Origin of the sequence: Salinisphaera sp. C84B14 (assembly GCF_040361435.1) — a bacterium.
Lineage (GTDB): Bacteria > Pseudomonadota > Gammaproteobacteria > Nevskiales > Salinisphaeraceae > Salinisphaera.
Genome location: NZ_APNL01000002.1, coordinates 178,098 through 193,657 on the forward strand (window position 1 = coordinate 178,098; position 15,560 = coordinate 193,657).

General features: G+C 65.7%; 20 protein-coding genes. 10 read left to right on the top strand and 10 right to left on the bottom strand.

Going from position 1 to position 15,560, the window contains the following annotated elements:
* The first annotated feature begins 39 nt into the window (after window positions 1-39).
* A complete protein-coding gene (locus C84B14_RS02295) occupies window positions 40-519 on the top strand; it encodes a DUF2147 domain-containing protein (protein ID WP_353221680.1) in 480 nt (159 codons plus the stop codon).
* A 136-nt stretch (window positions 520-655) separates the two neighbouring features.
* On the opposite strand, the gene msrB is transcribed toward C84B14_RS02295, so the two are convergent.
* Entirely contained in the window at window positions 656-1,177 is a 522-nt protein-coding gene (gene msrB / locus C84B14_RS02300) for a peptide-methionine (R)-S-oxide reductase MsrB (protein ID WP_353221681.1), read from the bottom strand.
* A gap of 62 nt (window positions 1,178-1,239) precedes the next feature.
* On the bottom strand, window positions 1,240-1,692 hold the full coding sequence (locus C84B14_RS02305; RefSeq protein WP_348766983.1) for a DUF4442 domain-containing protein: 453 nt from the start codon (window positions 1,690-1,692) through the stop codon (window positions 1,240-1,242).
* A gap of 49 nt (window positions 1,693-1,741) precedes the next feature.
* Here C84B14_RS02305 and C84B14_RS02310 point away from each other — a divergent pair, with 49 nt between their 5' ends.
* The 6 genes from C84B14_RS02310 (at window position 1,742) to C84B14_RS02335 (ending at window position 5,502) form a co-directional block, all read left to right on the top strand.
* Window positions 1,742-2,551 (top strand): phytanoyl-CoA dioxygenase family protein, encoded by an 810-nt coding sequence (locus C84B14_RS02310; RefSeq protein ID WP_353221682.1) that lies wholly within the window; start codon window positions 1,742-1,744, stop codon window positions 2,549-2,551.
* Window positions 2,541-2,954, top strand: coding sequence for a DUF4174 domain-containing protein (locus tag C84B14_RS02315; protein ID WP_353221683.1), 414 nt, complete (start codon window positions 2,541-2,543; stop codon window positions 2,952-2,954). The genes C84B14_RS02310 and C84B14_RS02315 overlap by 11 nt, the downstream gene beginning before the upstream one ends.
* Window positions 2,951-3,328 (top strand): DUF2237 family protein, encoded by a 378-nt coding sequence (locus tag C84B14_RS02320; protein ID WP_353221684.1) that lies wholly within the window; start codon window positions 2,951-2,953, stop codon window positions 3,326-3,328. The genes C84B14_RS02315 and C84B14_RS02320 overlap by 4 nt, the downstream gene beginning before the upstream one ends.
* 116 nt (window positions 3,329-3,444) lie before the next feature.
* Window positions 3,445-4,845 (top strand): WS/DGAT/MGAT family O-acyltransferase, encoded by a 1,401-nt coding sequence (locus C84B14_RS02325; RefSeq protein ID WP_353221685.1) that lies wholly within the window; start codon window positions 3,445-3,447, stop codon window positions 4,843-4,845.
* On the top strand, window positions 4,838-5,179 hold the full coding sequence (locus tag C84B14_RS02330) for a hypothetical protein (protein ID WP_353221686.1): 342 nt from the start codon (window positions 4,838-4,840) through the stop codon (window positions 5,177-5,179). The genes C84B14_RS02325 and C84B14_RS02330 overlap by 8 nt, the downstream gene beginning before the upstream one ends.
* Window positions 5,176-5,502: a hypothetical protein gene (locus tag C84B14_RS02335; protein ID WP_353221687.1), complete on the top strand. Its 327-nt coding sequence runs from the start codon at window positions 5,176-5,178 to the stop codon at window positions 5,500-5,502. Before C84B14_RS02330 ends, C84B14_RS02335 begins: the two co-directional genes overlap by 4 nt.
* A gap of 31 nt (window positions 5,503-5,533) precedes the next feature.
* Here C84B14_RS02335 and C84B14_RS02340 read toward each other — a convergent pair whose 3' ends face one another.
* The 8 genes from C84B14_RS02340 to C84B14_RS02375 form a co-directional block, all read right to left on the bottom strand.
* On the bottom strand, window positions 5,534-6,151 hold the full coding sequence (locus C84B14_RS02340; protein WP_353221688.1) for a LysE family translocator: 618 nt from the start codon (window positions 6,149-6,151) through the stop codon (window positions 5,534-5,536).
* 43 nt (window positions 6,152-6,194) lie between these two features.
* Window positions 6,195-7,424, bottom strand: coding sequence for a YbfB/YjiJ family MFS transporter (locus tag C84B14_RS02345; protein ID WP_353221689.1), 1,230 nt, complete (start codon window positions 7,422-7,424; stop codon window positions 6,195-6,197).
* Window positions 7,425-7,955 carry a YbfB/YjiJ family MFS transporter gene (locus C84B14_RS02350; RefSeq protein WP_353221690.1) on the bottom strand — a complete coding sequence of 177 codons (531 nt, stop codon included), beginning with the start codon at window positions 7,953-7,955 and terminating at the stop codon, window positions 7,425-7,427. It lies immediately after the preceding gene.
* Window positions 7,952-8,584 (bottom strand): YbfB/YjiJ family MFS transporter, encoded by a 633-nt coding sequence (locus C84B14_RS02355; RefSeq protein ID WP_353221691.1) that lies wholly within the window; start codon window positions 8,582-8,584, stop codon window positions 7,952-7,954. Before C84B14_RS02355 ends, C84B14_RS02350 begins: the two co-directional genes overlap by 4 nt.
* Window positions 8,585-8,675: 91 nt before the next feature.
* Window positions 8,676-9,722 carry a glycerophosphodiester phosphodiesterase gene (glpQ, locus tag C84B14_RS02360; RefSeq protein WP_353221692.1) on the bottom strand — a complete coding sequence of 349 codons (1,047 nt, stop codon included), beginning with the start codon at window positions 9,720-9,722 and terminating at the stop codon, window positions 8,676-8,678.
* 111 nt (window positions 9,723-9,833) lie between these two features.
* A complete protein-coding gene (tesB, locus tag C84B14_RS02365; protein WP_348766993.1) occupies window positions 9,834-10,727 on the bottom strand; it encodes an acyl-CoA thioesterase II in 894 nt (297 codons plus the stop codon).
* Window positions 10,728-11,041: 314 nt separating this feature from the next.
* A complete protein-coding gene (locus C84B14_RS02370) occupies window positions 11,042-11,497 on the bottom strand; it encodes a PaaI family thioesterase (RefSeq protein ID WP_353221693.1) in 456 nt (151 codons plus the stop codon).
* Window positions 11,494-11,952 (bottom strand): PaaI family thioesterase, encoded by a 459-nt coding sequence (locus tag C84B14_RS02375; RefSeq protein WP_353221694.1) that lies wholly within the window; start codon window positions 11,950-11,952, stop codon window positions 11,494-11,496. The genes C84B14_RS02370 and C84B14_RS02375 overlap by 4 nt, the downstream gene beginning before the upstream one ends.
* 133 nt (window positions 11,953-12,085) lie before the next feature.
* On the opposite strand from C84B14_RS02375, the gene C84B14_RS02380 reads away from it, so the two are divergent.
* From C84B14_RS02380 to C84B14_RS02390, 3 genes are all read left to right on the top strand, one after another.
* Complete coding sequence (locus C84B14_RS02380) at window positions 12,086-12,673, top strand: LON peptidase substrate-binding domain-containing protein (protein ID WP_353221695.1); 588 nt, start codon at window positions 12,086-12,088, stop codon at window positions 12,671-12,673.
* 91 nt (window positions 12,674-12,764) lie between these two features.
* Window positions 12,765-14,570, top strand: coding sequence for a L,D-transpeptidase family protein (locus C84B14_RS02385; RefSeq protein WP_353221696.1), 1,806 nt, complete (start codon window positions 12,765-12,767; stop codon window positions 14,568-14,570).
* Window positions 14,567-15,538 carry a D-Ala-D-Ala carboxypeptidase family metallohydrolase gene (locus C84B14_RS02390; RefSeq protein WP_353221697.1) on the top strand — a complete coding sequence of 324 codons (972 nt, stop codon included), beginning with the start codon at window positions 14,567-14,569 and terminating at the stop codon, window positions 15,536-15,538. Before C84B14_RS02385 ends, C84B14_RS02390 begins: the two co-directional genes overlap by 4 nt.
* Window positions 15,539-15,560: the final 22 nt, after the last annotated feature.

A 15,560-nucleotide genomic window follows, 5' to 3' on the forward strand; every position in this document is an offset into this window, starting at 1 on the left:
TGCTATACAGTCGAAATCATGCAATGAGGAGATGAATCGATGTTCAAACAGGCTCTATTGGCCAGCGCACTGCTGGTGGCCTCGGGCACCGGCTTTGCCGCGGAAAAGAAAGCAGAAGATGCGGCCGGCGTCTGGGAAACCGCCAGCGGCGGCTATGTCCAGCTCTATGAAGAAGGCGACGTCTGGAAAGGCAAGATCGTCGGCTCCAAGAGCGGTGACAAGCGCTACGACAAGAACAATCCCGATGAATCCAAGCGCGATCGCCGTCTGCTGGGGTTGAATATCCTCGACGGCCTCGAATACGTCGGCAATGGCGAATTCGAAAACGGCACGATCTACGATCCGAACAACGGCAAGACCTACAAGGCCAAGGCCACCCAGACCGGCCCGGACACCCTTGAGGCCCGCGGCTTTATCGGCATCAGCCTGATCGGCAAGTCGCAGACCTGGAAACGCGTCGACTCCGACGCCGAAAACGTGCACCAGGACCTGCTCGAGAAGAGCGCCGCCTCGAACTAGGGCGTGTCGTCATGAGATATGACGTCGCATTGCCCGCGCCGGGCGCGCCCGGCGCGGGCACCCCCCAACGAATAACGATCGGTCGACGGCCGCACAGAAGCCCTGCAACAGCCAGGGCTTCTGTCGTTTCGCGCCCCTAGGCGGCAGCCACGAACTTCAGCGCAACGCCGTTGTTGCAGTAGCGCTTGCCGGTGGGCTTGGGCCCGTCGTTGAAGACATGGCCCTGATGCCCGCCGCAGCGCGCACAGTGGTATTCCTTGCGCGGAATGATCAGCTTGTAATCGGTCTTGAAGCCCAGATGACCGTCGATGTAGTTGTAGAAACTCGGCCAGCCGGTGCCCGACTCGAACTTCCACTCGCTTTTGAACAGCGGCAGCTCGCAGCCGGCACAGACGAACTCGCCCTTGGCTTTCACGTCATTGAGCTCGCTCGAGCCGGCCGGCTCGGTGGCCTCCTTGCGCAGCACGCGAAATGCTTCCGGCGAGAGCTGCTCACGCCATTCGGCCTCGGTCTTGTTCAGCGTTGACACCTCGCTCGCAGAAGCCGCCTTGCCGGCGCTCGCGCCGCTGGGGGCCTCGTCGTCGGCCAATACCCGGCCGAGCGCGGTCACACCCAGCGCGCTGAACACCGCACCACCGATAAACACACGTCGTTTCATCTTCTGACCACGTATTGAACAATTCTGACTGTATTACGCCGTAGACGATGTAGCAGATGAACTCAGCGACGCGGGCCCAGCCGATAACGCACGATCGCCGCAGCCACCAGCACATCATCGCGATCGTGCATGAGCACTTCGATATCGCGTTCCACCTGCTCGCCCGAGGCCGGCACCGCCCAGCGCGCCGAGGCCACGATCGGGCCGCGGGCCTTGGCGTGATAGTCCACGCCCAGATATACGGCAATACCGCGCATGTCCGCCGGCAGGCTGTAGAGCACCGACAACCCGGCCGTGGTTTCAGCCAGCGTGGACAGCGCGCAGGCATGAATACTGTTGAGATGATTGCGGTTGGCGCGCTTGTCCGGCATGCGCAGACGCGCCTGGCCGTCCGACAGCGACTCCACCCGCGCACCGATGCTGCCCGAATAGGGGGCCACGAAACCGATACCGCGCGAGATCAGACGCCGCCCGCCCGGCAGGGCATAAATCGATCGAATATCGGGCAACTTCATTAATGTTCCTTGCGTATCAGGATGCAGGCCGCAAGTTTAAGCCATGACCATGAGCACCACGATCGACACCCCGCCAGCGCCCGCACTGACGACGGCCCAGCGCGAGCTTTTTCTGCGCGACGGCTACCTGATCATGCGTGGACTCGCGGCCGCCGAGCGCGTCAATGCGCTGCGCCGGGTCACGCTCGAGCACGTCGACGCGCATATCGCACCGATCGAATATGAAGCCGATGTGGCCTATCCGGGTGCGCCGGCCAGTCGCGCGGCCACGGGCGGCGACACGCCGCGGCGCCTGCGCCAGGCCTACGACCGCGACCCGGTGTTTGCCGACTGGGCAGCCGATGGGCGTTTGAGCGCGATCTTGGCTCAGCTGCTGGAAAGCGAAACGGTGTATCTGAGCCGCAATCACCACAACTGCGTCATGACCAAGTCGCCGCGCTATTCAACGGCCACGGCCTGGCATCGCGACCTGCGCTACTGGTCGTTCGAAACGCCGCGCCTGGTCAATGCCTGGCTGGCCCTGGGCGACGAAACCCGGGCCAACGGCTGCATGCGGCTGCTGCCGGCGACCCAGCACCTGCCGATCGAGGCCGAGCGGCTGGATAGCGCCCAGTTCCTGCGCGAAGACCGGCCCGACAACGCCGAGCTCATCGAATCGGCGGTTACCGCAGAGCTGGCACCCGGCGACGTGCTGTTCTTCGATGCCGGGGTATTTCATGCCGCCGGCGCCAACACCACCGACGAACGCAAGCTGTCGGTGGTGACCACCTACTACGGCGCGGACAACGCGCCGATGCCGGATACCCGTTCGGCCCGGCTTGCCCCCATCACCGTAAGGAGTGCCGAGCATGCTACGTAGATTCGTTATGGCCAGCCTGTGTTCCACGCTCATCGGCGCCGGCAGTGCCGCGGCCGCCACGCTCGACGACCTGCAATGGGATTATCGCGTGGTCGCGGTATTCACGCCCACCGATACGGCCGGCCGCGAAACGGCCGACGAGCTTTCCAACACGGTCGGCATCGCCGAGCGCGATATCGCCTGGTTCGTGGTCAGCCCCGACGCCCTGCACAGCAATCTGTCCAAGCCTGTCGAGCGCGCTTCGATCACCGCCTTGCACGACGGCGGCGGGTTTCAGGCAGTGCTGGTGGGCAAGGATGGCGGCGTGAAGGCACGCCAGAGCGAATCGCTCGATATCCATGCCTTCTTCGACGAAATCGACAGCATGCCCATGCGCCAACAGGAGATGCAGCAACAACAATGACATCGACTCACGCACGCAACGTACTCGGCGAGCCGCTGGCCGGCTGCTGTGACGCACCGACCACCGGCTTCTATCGCGATGGCTACTGTCGCACCGGCCCTTCGGATATCGGCCGGCACGTGGTCTGTGCGGTTGTCAGCGACGAATTTCTCGAATTCTCTGCCCGCCGTGGCAACGATCTGTCCACCCCGCGTCCCGAATTCGACTTCCCCGGGCTCAAGGCCGGCGACCGCTGGTGCCTGTGCGCCGCCCGCTGGGCACAGGCCCTCGAAGCCGGGGTGGCACCCCGGGTGGCGCTGACCGCGACCGATGAAGCCGCGCTTGAGATCGTCGAGCTGTCTGCGCTCAAGGCGCATGCCATCGATCTGTCTTGAACCGCGTCCTCCGGTGCATTCGCGGCGATCAGGCCTATGCGCCGCCATGGTGCAAGCGCTAGTCTCGTGCTTTGGGCGTGCCGACCCGGCGAACGCCTGACCATCCGGAGCCCCTCATGCAGCTGCTCAATCCTGTCGACCAGATATTCCTGCATCTGGAGGGGCGACATCAGCCCATGCACGTGGGCGGCCTGCAGCTGTTTTCCATCCCCGAGGATGCGGGGCCGGACTATGTGCGCGAGGTGGTCACCAAGGCACGCAGCTTCACCGACGTACAGGTACCCTTCAATCGACGTCTGAAGTATCGGTTCGGCCAGCCGTTCTGGGTCGCCGACGACAGCTTCGATATGGAATACCACGTGCGCCACCTCGCCCTGCCCGCTCCGGGGGCGATCCGCGACCTGCTGGCCCTGGTGTCGATGCTGCACGGCGCCCTTCTCGATCGCTCCCGGCCGATGTGGGAGACCTACTTCATCGAAGGCGTGACCGACAATCGATTCGCCGTTTATACCAAGTTTCACCATTCGCTCATGGACGGCATCAGCGCCATGCGCGTGATGCGACGTTCGCTCAACGATCAGCCGTCGCCGGGCGGGCTGTGCGTGCCCTGGCAGTTGCCCGAAAGCGACGACGAGCGGTCACGGCGCAACCGGCCGTCGCCCTGGCAGGGTACGTGGAAGGCGGCAGCCGCCACGGCTCGCCAGATGGCAGCCATGCCGCGGGTGGGCCAGCAGGTATTCTCGGCCTGGCAACAGGCCCGTGAAGAGCCCGATTTCACCGCCTTCAAACAGGCGCCGACCTGCATGCTCAACCGGCGGATCAGCGGCTCGCGACGCTTCGCGGCCCAGTCATATTCGCTGAGCCGGATCAAAAAGCTTGCCAAGCACTACGACGCGACGGTCAACGATATCGTGCTGGCCATGTGTGCCAGCGCGCTGCGTGCGTATCTGCTCTCCCGCGACGCCCTGCCCGACGAGCCGCTGGTCGCCATGCTGCCGGTATCACTGCATACCGCCGACAGCGGCACCGGCAACAAGGTGGCGATGATCTTTGCCAGCCTGGCCACCGACGTGGTCGGCCCGGTGGAACGGCTCGCCGCCATCCAGCACTCGGTGGAACACTGGAAGCGCCGCTACAAGGACATGACCAGCGAACAGATCCTGGGTTTCACAGCTGCCCTGTCCACACCGGCAGGTATCAACCTGCTCACCGGAATCGCACCGCGTCACCAGGCCTTCAACGTGGTGATTTCAAACGTGCCGGGGCCGGGCGAGACCCTGTATTACGGCGATGCCCAACTCGAGGGCATGTACCCGGTCTCGATCGTGCTCGACGGTCAGGCGCTCAATATCAGCCTGGCCAGCTATCGCGACTCGCTCGAGTTCGGCCTGCTGGCGTGTCGACGGTCGGTGCCGAGCATGCAGCACATGCTCCAGTATCTAAGCGACGCGCTCGACGCGCTGGAACCGGGCGACTCCCCAGGGCAGAAAGACAGCCGCGCCGCCCGCGATGGCTGATCGGGGCATACACAGCGCCTGCGCCCGGCGCGGCCTGTGGACGTTTTTCGGTGTCCAGGCCGGCATCCTGCTGTTTGCGATTGCGCCGGTCGTCATCGCGGTGGCGGCTGGCCAGCTGGGCAACGCGCTGGGGTGTCGGGTCGACGAGTCCGGCGCCTATCCCTGCCCGCTGTGGGGCATGGATATCGGCGAGGCGCTGTATAGCGCCGGCGTATTCGGCTGGCTCACGCTGGCCACGCTACCGGCAGGGGCGCTGCTGTGGCTCGCGCATATCGGCTACACGGTGATCGCGCTGCTGCGCCGTCGCCTGCGACGTGGCGCCCCGCAGGGATGAGCACGCCCGGCGATCCCCCTCGCTGTGCTTTATGTGGGCGCGAAGGCGTACGCACGACCCGCCACCATCTGATTCCGCGGCGTACCCACCGGCTCAAGCGTATTCGCCGGCGCTTCGACCGCGAAGAGCGCCTGGGCGCGATCCTGCACGTCTGTCGCCCCTGCCACAGTCATATCCATGCGGTGCTGGGCGAAAAGGAGCTGGCCGAAACCTACAACTCGCGCGACGCCCTGCTGGCCCACCCCGATATTGCCCAGTTCGTTACCTGGCTGGCCGACAAGCCGGCCGGCTTTCGCCCGCGTATCCGCAAGCCCAGGTCCTAGGGCGTGTGGTCATAAGATATGACGACACGCCCTAGCGAGACGCCGTCGCCAGACGCAGCCCCAGCGCGATAAACAGCGACCCGAGGGCACGATCGAGCCAGCGCTGCATCGCCGCGTTGGCACGCATGCGCCGGGCGACAGATGCCGCAAACCACACCATCGGCGGCTCCACCAACGCCGCCACTGCAATGATCAGACAGCCGTGCAGAAACAGCTGGGCGCCCACGGGCCCCGCGCCGGGCACCACGAACTGCGGCAGAAACGCCAGAAAGAACACGGCCACCTTCGGGTTGAGCGCGGCCACCAGCACGCCGCGGCCGAACGTCGACCGGGCCGACCCGGACTCGGCCGTTGCCTGCGGCATCGGATCGGCGCTGGCCCGCCACGCCTGAATACCCAGCCACAGCAGATAAAGCGCGCCTACGTACTTGACCAGGGCAAACGCCAGCGCCGAGCTGGCCAGCAGCGCCGACAGACCGAGCGCGGCCAGCACGACATGTACGAACGCCCCGAGCCACACGCCACCCATGGCTATAAACCCGGCGCGACGCCCACGCCGCAGCGAATGCGCGAGCACATAGGCCATATCGGGCCCCGGGGTGATATTGAGCAACACAGCCGCCGTAAAAAACGTGGCCCAATGGGTCATCGAATACGAAAATAGCGTTGTTGTACCGAGTTCGACCATGTCTTCAACCCTTGGAGCGATCGGCGCGCACGGCGAGCGCCCTGCGCCGCGCCCCTATCGCGCCCGCCAGAGAGCAGCCCGTGGCAACGACGAGGATCACGGCACCGGCAGCAATCGTCGTGGCATAACTGCCGGCGAACGCATAAAGCCGGGCCATGGCAAACCCACCGACCGCCTGGGTGGCCGCGAATGACAGCGTGGCCCAGCCCCAGATCTGGCGCTGGCGAGCGACCGGCGAGAGCGCATGCACGGTGCCGGCGGTCAGGGTGATGATCGCCGGCACCATCGCGCCCACCACCAGCGACGACAGGCCCAGCCCGGTGAAACCGGTCAACACCAGCGGCAAGGCCGTGGCCAGCGTCATCAGCACGAAGGCCGCGACCAGCGCGCGTTCGAAGCCGAGCCAGCGTGCGGTGATGCCGGCCAGGGCCGGGCCGATCACGCCGCCCAGGCCCAGCAGCAGCCAGTAGCGGTTGCCCGCTTCAAGACCGCGACCCAGTTCGCGGGCGATATAGTCCACCCAATAGAGCGAATGCGGCACATAGCCGGCCGCGCTCAGCCCGTAGGCGGCCACCACCAGACCGATCAACACCCAGGGCGTATGCCCCGCGCTCGCAGGGGCCGCCGCCGTATCGTCACCCGGAGCGGCCTCGGCCGGCAGATGGCGCCACACGCCGAGCCAGCTGATCCAGGCCAGCACGGCGCCCACGCCGGCCGTGGCCAGCCAGGTCGCGCCGATGCCGGCGCTGGCCAGGCGCGGCACGAGCAGGCTCACGCCCATGGTGCCCACGCCGATGCCGGTAAAGATCGTCGCCGAGGCCAGCGGCCGTCGTGCAGCAGGCATCCGCGCCATGATCGTCGGCGTGACCACGATGGTCAGCGTCGCCGCCGCCGCACCGGCGATCAGCCGCCAGAAGCCGTAGACGATCATTGCCCAGGGCCATGCACAGGCTACGAGGCTGATCACCAAGGCAATCAGACAGCTGGCGATCGCACGGCGCGGGCCGAGCCAGCCGGCATACCGGTTGGCGCCCGCCGCGCCGATGAGATACCCCAGCAGGTTGATCGCGCCCAGGCGCGCGGTCTGCTCGGCGGTGAACCAGCCGCTCTCCACCAGCGGCGTGATCAGCGGGGTGAACACATAGCGCCCGAAGCCCACGCCCAGCAACAGCGCCACCGCGCCGGCCAGCGGCAGTCGCCAGAGCCCGCCCGGCATGTCGTGCGAGTTGGTCATCTAGGACCGGCGCACGGCCGCGATCGCATTCAGGCTGGCGAGTGCCAGCGCAACCGCCGCGATGGCGAACAGCGGCCGATAGCTGCCCAGCTGTTCATAGCCCCAGGACATGCCGTAGGCGGCGACGGCCTGGGTCAGGGCAAACCCCAGCGTGGCCCAGCCCCAGACCTGCTGCTGGCGCTCCGGAGCGACCAGGGTGGACAGCGTGCCCGAGGTGAGCGTGACCACGCCCGGTACCAACATTCCGACCAGAAACGACGACAGTCCCAGCGCCAGCCAGCCCGTCGAGAGCACGGGCAGGCACACGGCAATCGTCTTGACTGTAAGCGCGAGCGCCAGCGCCGGCTTGAAACGCAGCCGCGCGGCCAGTGCGCCGGCGACCACCGGCCCGCACATCGCCCCCAGGCCGAACACCACCCAGTAGCCGCTGCCGGTGGCCAGCCCTTCGCCCAGTTCGCGTGCGATGTAATCCACCCAGAACAGCGTATGCGGCACAAAGCCCATGGCATCGAGACTGTAGGCTGCGATCACCAGACCCAGGGCAGCGCCGGCAGACGGGCATCGACGTGTTCTTCACCCGTGCTGCGCTCCAGCGGCGGCAGACGACCCAGCACGGCAAACCAGGCCCAGCTCGCGAGTGCCGTGGCCACGAGCGCGAGCGCCAGCCATGTGACGCCCACGCCGAAACCGGCCAGCCAGGGCACGACCGTACCGCTGGCCATGATGCCCAGGCCGATACCCGTGAACACCAGCGAGCTGGTATACGCCTTCGCCTGCAAAGGCACCCGCGACAACGCGGCCGGTACGCCGACCACCACCATCATGGCCCCGGTGATGCCACAGGCCAGGCGCCAGAAGCCGTACCAGAGCACGCCCCAGTCCAGCGCACAGGCATAGAGGCTGGCCACGGTGATCGCCAGACAGGCGGCCAGCACCGGGCGCACGCTCCATATGAGGGTGGCACGATGGGCCGTGGCCGCACCGATGAGATAGCCGAGCAGGTTGATCGCGCCCAGATAGGCTGCCGCATGCGACGAAAACCAGCCGGCTTCGACCAGCGCCGGAATCAGCGGCGTATAGGCGAAACGGGCCAGGCCGATACCGAGCAGCGTACAAACGCCGCCGGCCAGGCCAAGACGCGTGGCAGAAATTTGGGGCATCGGTGGTCAATACAGCGGTTCGGGCCGCGAGTTTGCCACGAAAGCACGGGCCGCTGCCGGCAGCCCGCCCCAGCGGCTGCACGAACGCGAACTATCGCGGGTACAGACGCGGCCGGTAGCCCGGGTGGATCACCTCGACCGCGATATCGGTAAAGTCGGTGAACAGGCCATCCACGCCGTACTCGAAGTAATAGCGGCGCAGCTCGTCTTCGAGCCGGCGGGTGCCGGCCGGCAGTTGGTCGGCGCGAAAGGTGTAAGGGTGTACCTTCAGCCCGCGTGCGTGGGCGAGCTGCACCAGGCCGCCGTGCGTATCGGCGATACGCTGCTTGTCCGGACCGATGCCGTCGGCGTATTCCGCGATGGTCGCGAGCCCGGCCGGGGTAACCAGTTCATCGTAGGCCGGTGCGTCGCTTATAAGCTGGATCATGGGCAGGTCGCTGCCCATCTGTTCGCGCATTTCGCGCAGGTTATCGAAGCCGAAGCTCTGGATATAAACCTTGGCATCGCGCCCGGCATAACCGTAGGCGGCCAGCCGGTCGAGCAGCGTGCGTTCGATGGGCAGCCCTTCGTCATCGTGGAACTCAGGCGCCTTGGTTTCGGGGTAGATGCCGACATCGCGCCCGCTTTCGCGATTGAGCGACTGCACCATTTCCACCACGGCATCGAAGGTGGGCACCTTGAAACCCTGGGCATCGGCCTTGAACCGGCCCGGGAACACCCGGGTGCCGTCGGGTTTGGTCCGTTCGGTGACGTTGAGCTGCTGGATTTCATCGAGGGTGAAATCCGCCGCATACCAGCGCCCGTCGGCGCGCTTGCGGGCAGGGAACTGGCGTTCGACGTCGGTGGTGGATTCCAGATGGATATCGTGCAGGCAGATCAGGCGATGATCGGCGGTCATCACCAGATCGGGCTCGATATAGTCTGCGCCCAGGGCATAGGCCATGGCATAGGCAGGCAGCGTGTGCTCGGGCAAATAGCCGGAGGCGCCGCGATGTGCGATCACGATCTTGTGATTTTTTGTCATATGCGGATCCGCCTTGAAGTGACGGGCCTCGCTGCCGGGCCAGGCGGCGACCGGCAAGGCGGCCACGATCAGGGCCAGAACGATGACGATACGAAGCCCATGCGCTCGAACCATGCCAAACCCCCGAGATATCGCAAGCGATTGTCGAAGGCTCAAGCCTAGTTGGGCACGATGACAGTTTCGTAACCGCCACGGCGCGACCGCGAGAGGTTATGCAGAGCTTTCCTAGGCGTCGCGCGGCTTGCGCTGGCGAATCAGCCCCTCCTGGGCCACGGATGCCACCAGATGGCCGTCGCGATTGAAGATCAGCCCGCGCGACAGGCCGCGCGAATCCTGGGCGCCAGGGCTGTCCATGGCATAGAGCAGCCACTCGTCGACCCGGAACGCGCGATGGAACCAGATCGCGTGATCGATGCTGGCCATCTGCATGCCGGGGGTGAAGAACGAGACCCCGTGCGGGAACAGCGATGTCGCCAGCAGATTGAAATCGCTGGCATAGGTCAGCACCGCGCGGTGCACGGACTGGTCGTCGGGCAGCGGCGCCTTGGCCTTGAACCAGACATGCTGCACCGGCTCGCGCTTGTCCGGATCGAGCATGTTCCAGGGTTTGACCGCGCGCATGTCGATCGCGACCTCGCGCCCCACCGCTTCGCGCAGCGATTCCGGCACCCGATCCAGGGCATCGACCCAGGCACGGCGCAGCTCGTCGTGGCTGGCCAGCTCTTCCGGGCCCACCACGTCGGGCATGCTCATCTGATGGGTATAGCCGGACTCCTCGATATGAAACGAGGCCAGCATGGAGAAGATCGGCCGGCCGTGCTGGATGGCCTGCACGCGCCGGGTGGCAAAGCTCCTGCCGTCGCGAATATTGTCGACTTCGTAGACGATGGCCGCCTGCATATCGCCCGGGCGCAGAAAATAGCCGTGCATGGAATGCGCCTGCTGGGACGCATCCACGGTACGCGTGGCGGCAACCATGGCCTGCCCCGCGACCTGGCCGCCGAACACGCTCTTGCCGCCGATATCCCGCGAACTGCCGCGAAACAGCCGTTGCTCCAGCGGCTCCAGATCGAGCTGATCAAGCAGATCCTGAACCAGGCGTTGTCCATCCCCTGACATCGTGCACACGCTCCTTCGCGAACCGCTGACGCCGCAGCGATTCATCTTTTTATTCGATACGGCAAGACTGCCGCGATGGCTGTTAAGCAATCTCTGCACAACCTCTCGCGGCTCGCGTCCGAGTTCTCAAATGCCTTGCGACAAGGCGTGCGAGCGCAGCGCCCTGCCTCATGGGCAGATCAAGCTCGGCAACGCAGTCGCAGCACTTTCGAGGCCGGACCCCTCGGGGCCGCCATAGGTGATGCAGATATTCCTGAATGCCCTAGTGTAATTCAAACGGCCACTGCGCAAAGCCCGCCTGCCGTGACTACGCCCTACTCGGCCGGGTTGTCGCCCTCAACGGCGCGCAACAGGAAATCGGCACGGGCAAAGGCGATCGGACGATCCGGATCATCCTGCCAGCACTCGGCCTGTACCTGGGCGATACGTCGCCCCGAACGGATCAGCCGGCACCGGCAAAGACAGTCCGCGGCCGCCGCCGAGCGCCAGTAGTCGATCGAGAAATCCACCGGATAGGGGATACGCGTCTGGGCCTCGGCGATGAGCACCTCGAACTGCATGGCCAGCTCCAGCAGGCTGGCCACCGTGCCGCCATGCAGGGCCGGCAGGCGCGGACTGCCGATCAGTTCGTCGCGATAGGGCATGCGATAGACCCTTGCCTCGCCATCATCGGCCTGCTCGATCCGAAGATCCAGATAGGCCGCATAGGGGATCGCGGCGACCAGATCTTCGTGGATCACCGCCGTTTTCGACTCGTTGCTATCGCTCATGGCTTGAGCTGCCGGCCGGTGCGCATGAACGCGGCCGTACAGAGCGATACCGCGCGTTCGCGCTCGCCCTGATGCAGCGTGGCCCGCACGAAACCCACGCAGCGGGTGACGTGATAGCACTCGGCTTCGATCCACAGCCTCTGTTCGGCCACCGCCGGGCGCAGATAATCCATGCGCAAGTCCAGGGTCGCGATCGTTTCCAGCCCCGGCAGCGCCAGAAATACAGCCAGACCGCAGGTGCTGTCGGCGGCAGCCAGGCCCACCGAGGTATGCCACAGCCCCGCGCCCGGATCGCCGAGGAAGCATTCGCGATAGTCGAGTGCCGTGACGATACGCTCGCCGGCAACATCTACCACACGCAGCCCGATCGCCTGGTTATAGGGAATCCCGCCGTTGAAACGGGCCGCGATTTCGGCGCGTATCGCCGGGTCGCGCTTGTCGAGTTGTTCATACATGTCGCGAGAAGATAGCCGGCCCCCGCCAGCCTGTCACGCGATCCGGTTGCCACGCCCGCGCTTGTGAGCGCGTAAGATGACTCTGTCCCCAGCATTCGCTGCTTCATTTTCGAATAGCCTTACCGACGCGCCCATGGACCATCCCGATTACGCGCTATTTCCCTTGAGCACGGTCTTGTTCCCCGGCGGCATCATGCCGCTGCGTATATTCGAGCCGCGCTATCTCGACATGGTCGCCATGTGCATGAAGGGCCAGACCGGCTTTGGCATCTGTGCTACCCGCCCACCCGAGAACGAACACGAGTTCAGCAGCCCGCATGCGGTGGGCACGCTGGTCGAGATCGTGGATTTCGACCGCCTGGACGACGGCGCGCTCGGCATCACCGTGCATGGGCGGGCGCGTTTCGAGGTGCGCTCCACGCGCCAGGCCGACAACGGCCTGTGGTGGGGCAGCGTCGAATTCATCGACGAAGACGCCGACAGCGCCTGTCCGATCGAGTTTTCGGCGCTCAAGCAGATTGCCGCGGCGTTGATCGACGAGGTCGGCCTGCCCTACGACACCGAAAGCCGCAGCTACGACTCGGCCAGCTGGCTGTCGGCGCGCCTTACCGAGCTGCTGCCTTTCGATGCCGCCACCAAACACGACCTGCTGGCCACCAACGACCCGCTGGAACGGCTGCGTCGTATTCGCCCGATGATCGAAATCGAGAACACCCGCTAGATACCATCCAGGCCTTCCGGGTTGCCCCGGATGTGCCGACAGGCCAGCTGCGGTAGCATCCCCGCGTAGGGGAACGACCATTGGACACGCCGTGAATACTTTTAAACTCGGGCTGTTAGCCGGCCTTTTCGCGCTGGCTGTTGCCGGTTGCAGCAGTGCGCCCGATCAAGCGATGCTGCCCGCGCCCGCCTCGAACGAAGCCGCCGACAGCGACACGTCAAGCGCGCGCGCCGATACCCAGGCCGGCGCCGGCCAGAAAGCCGCGATCAAGACCGCGCTGGCCGATTTATCGGACGACACCGTCGACCATGCCGTGGTCGACTACTACCAGCACCACGACCACGCCGCTGCCTGGTTCGATAGTCAGGGCGCCGCCCGCGACGAAATCAAGACCCTGCTGGACGCCCTGTCGCGTGCCAGCCGCCAGGGGCTGGTCACCGCCGACTATGGTTACGACGCGCTGGCCCGGCGTATCGAACAGGCCGATACCGCCCCCGGGCCGATGGATGCCGACACCGTGGCCGCACTCGATATTCGCTTGAGCCAGGCGTTCGTGCGCTATGCCGTCGATCTGCACCAGGGCCGCGTTGGCGAAGGCGATCTGCGCCCGCGCTGGTACGAAGACCTGCCACCGGTCGACTATGCCGGCGCGCTTGAACGGGCCACGCGCGACGGCGATGTCGATGCCGCGCTGACCGAGCTGCGCCCGCCCCACGATGGCTATACCCGCCTGGTGAAAGCGCTGGCGGACTATCGTGCCATCGTGGATGCGGGCGGCTGGCCCGAAGTGCCCGACGGACCGCTGCTGGAAACCGGCGTGCGCGATGCGCGTGTGGCCACGCTGCGAAAACGCCTGCAGGCCAGCGGCGATCTCACCCCGGGCAGCGAAACGGGCGACAACGTCGAAGACGGCGTGAACGCCTTGGAAACGATGGACGCGCCCCAGGACGGCGATACCCGCTCGCCGCGCTACGACGCGCCGCTGGCAAAGGCGGTCGAACATTTCCAGCGCCGCCACGGCCTCAAGATCGATGGCAAGGTGGGCCCCGGCACGCGGGCCGCGCTGAACGTACCGGCCGAGCAACGCGTACGCCAGATCGAGATCAACCTGGAACGCTGGCGCTGGCTGCCGGCCGACCTGGGCGAGCGCTACGTGATGGTCAATATCCCGGAATATCGCCTGCGGGCCTACGACAACGGCCGGCCGGCGCTGGAAATGCGCGTGGTGGTGGGCGAATCCTACGACGACCGCGCCACGCCGATTTTCTCCGACGCCATGGAGTACGTCGTCTTTCGCCCCTACTGGAACGTGCCGACCAGCATCGCCGCCGACGAGATCGTGCCCGAGGTCCGCAAGAATCCCGGTTATCTCGACCAAAAAGACTACGAGATTGTCGCCGAATTCACGCCCGACGCCGAGGTATTGCCCAACACCTCCGAAAACATCGACAAGGTCGAAGCCGGCACGCTTTTCGTGCGCCAGCGCGGCGGCAGCCACAACGCGCTGGGCTTGGTGAAGTTCATGTTTCCCAACCAGTACGCGGTCTATCTGCACGACAGCCCGGCAGAACAGCTGTTCTCCCGCAACGAACGCGATTTCAGCCACGGCTGCGTACGCGTCCAGCATCCGGACCAGCTGGCGGCGTTCGTGCTGGCCGGCAAACCCGACTGGGATACCGCCCGTATCGACAGCGCGCTCCACGAAGAGGATCGCCAGCGGGTGGATCTCGAGGAATCGATCCCGGTCTATCTGGCCTACTGGACCGCCTTCGTCGATGAGGCAGGCGTGAATTTCCGTGCCGACGTCTACGACAACGATCCGCGCGTGGAAAAAGCCATGCGCCAGGTCGATCGCAGCGTGCCCGACAATACCCTCGCGCGGGCCGAAGCCAGTTGAAGCCTAGCCTCGCAGCGCTGATGTTCTGCCTGGCGCTGTGCGCGTCGGCCGCCCAGGCGCGTCTGGTGCTCGACGACAGCCTGGCTATGGGCGAGCAGCGCAGCGAAGCGCAATTCGCGCTGGCCATCGACGGCACGCCACAGCCGCCCTCGCTCCGGGCCGCGTTCGCGATGCCGGGCGAGCGTATCGACATCGCCGCCCGGGACTTGCCCCCGGGCGCGGAGCTGGTCCTGCAGACATCGGGCGCGGGCGTACTCGAAACCGTGTCGGCCGCTCGCTGGCGCTGGCAGGCGCCGAACGAGCCCGGCCTGTATCCGCTGGTGATATACAACCGCGACAACATGAGCCGGCAACGGCTCAACGTGTTCGTGAAAAAACCCTACGATGCCCGCCAATCGGCGCTCGACGGCTATCGTATCGGGCGTTACGAGCCGCACGGCCTGCGCGGCCGGGCCAGCTCCGCGCCGCCCGACGGCCTGATCCAGGTCACCCGCGCCAATCAGGATGTGGCCCTATCCGAGCATTTCACCCTCGGCCAGTTCCTGTGTCATCAACAGCCCGAGCACTGGCCCAAATACGTGCTCGTGCGCCCGCGGCTGCTGGAAAAACTCGAACGGCTACACGCCGCGCTCGCCGATGCCGGTTTCGATCTCGACACCATTACGGTGATGAGCGGCTATCGCACGCCCTGGTACAACGCCGATATCGGCAACACCACGGTCTATAGCCAGCACCTGTTCGGCAGCGCCGCCGATATCTTCGTGGACGCGAACGGCGACGGCCGCATGGACGATCTCAACGAAGACGGCGTTGTGGACAGCGCCGATGCACGCTGGCTGGCCGATCTGGTGGAAACCGTGGTGGCCGCAAAGCCGTCGCTGGCCGGTGGTATGAGCGTATACCCGGCCAATTCCCGCCACGGCCCCTTCGTGCATATCGACGTACGCGGCACGCGGGTACGCTGGTAAGCCGGGGCTGTTCTCGGTTTCA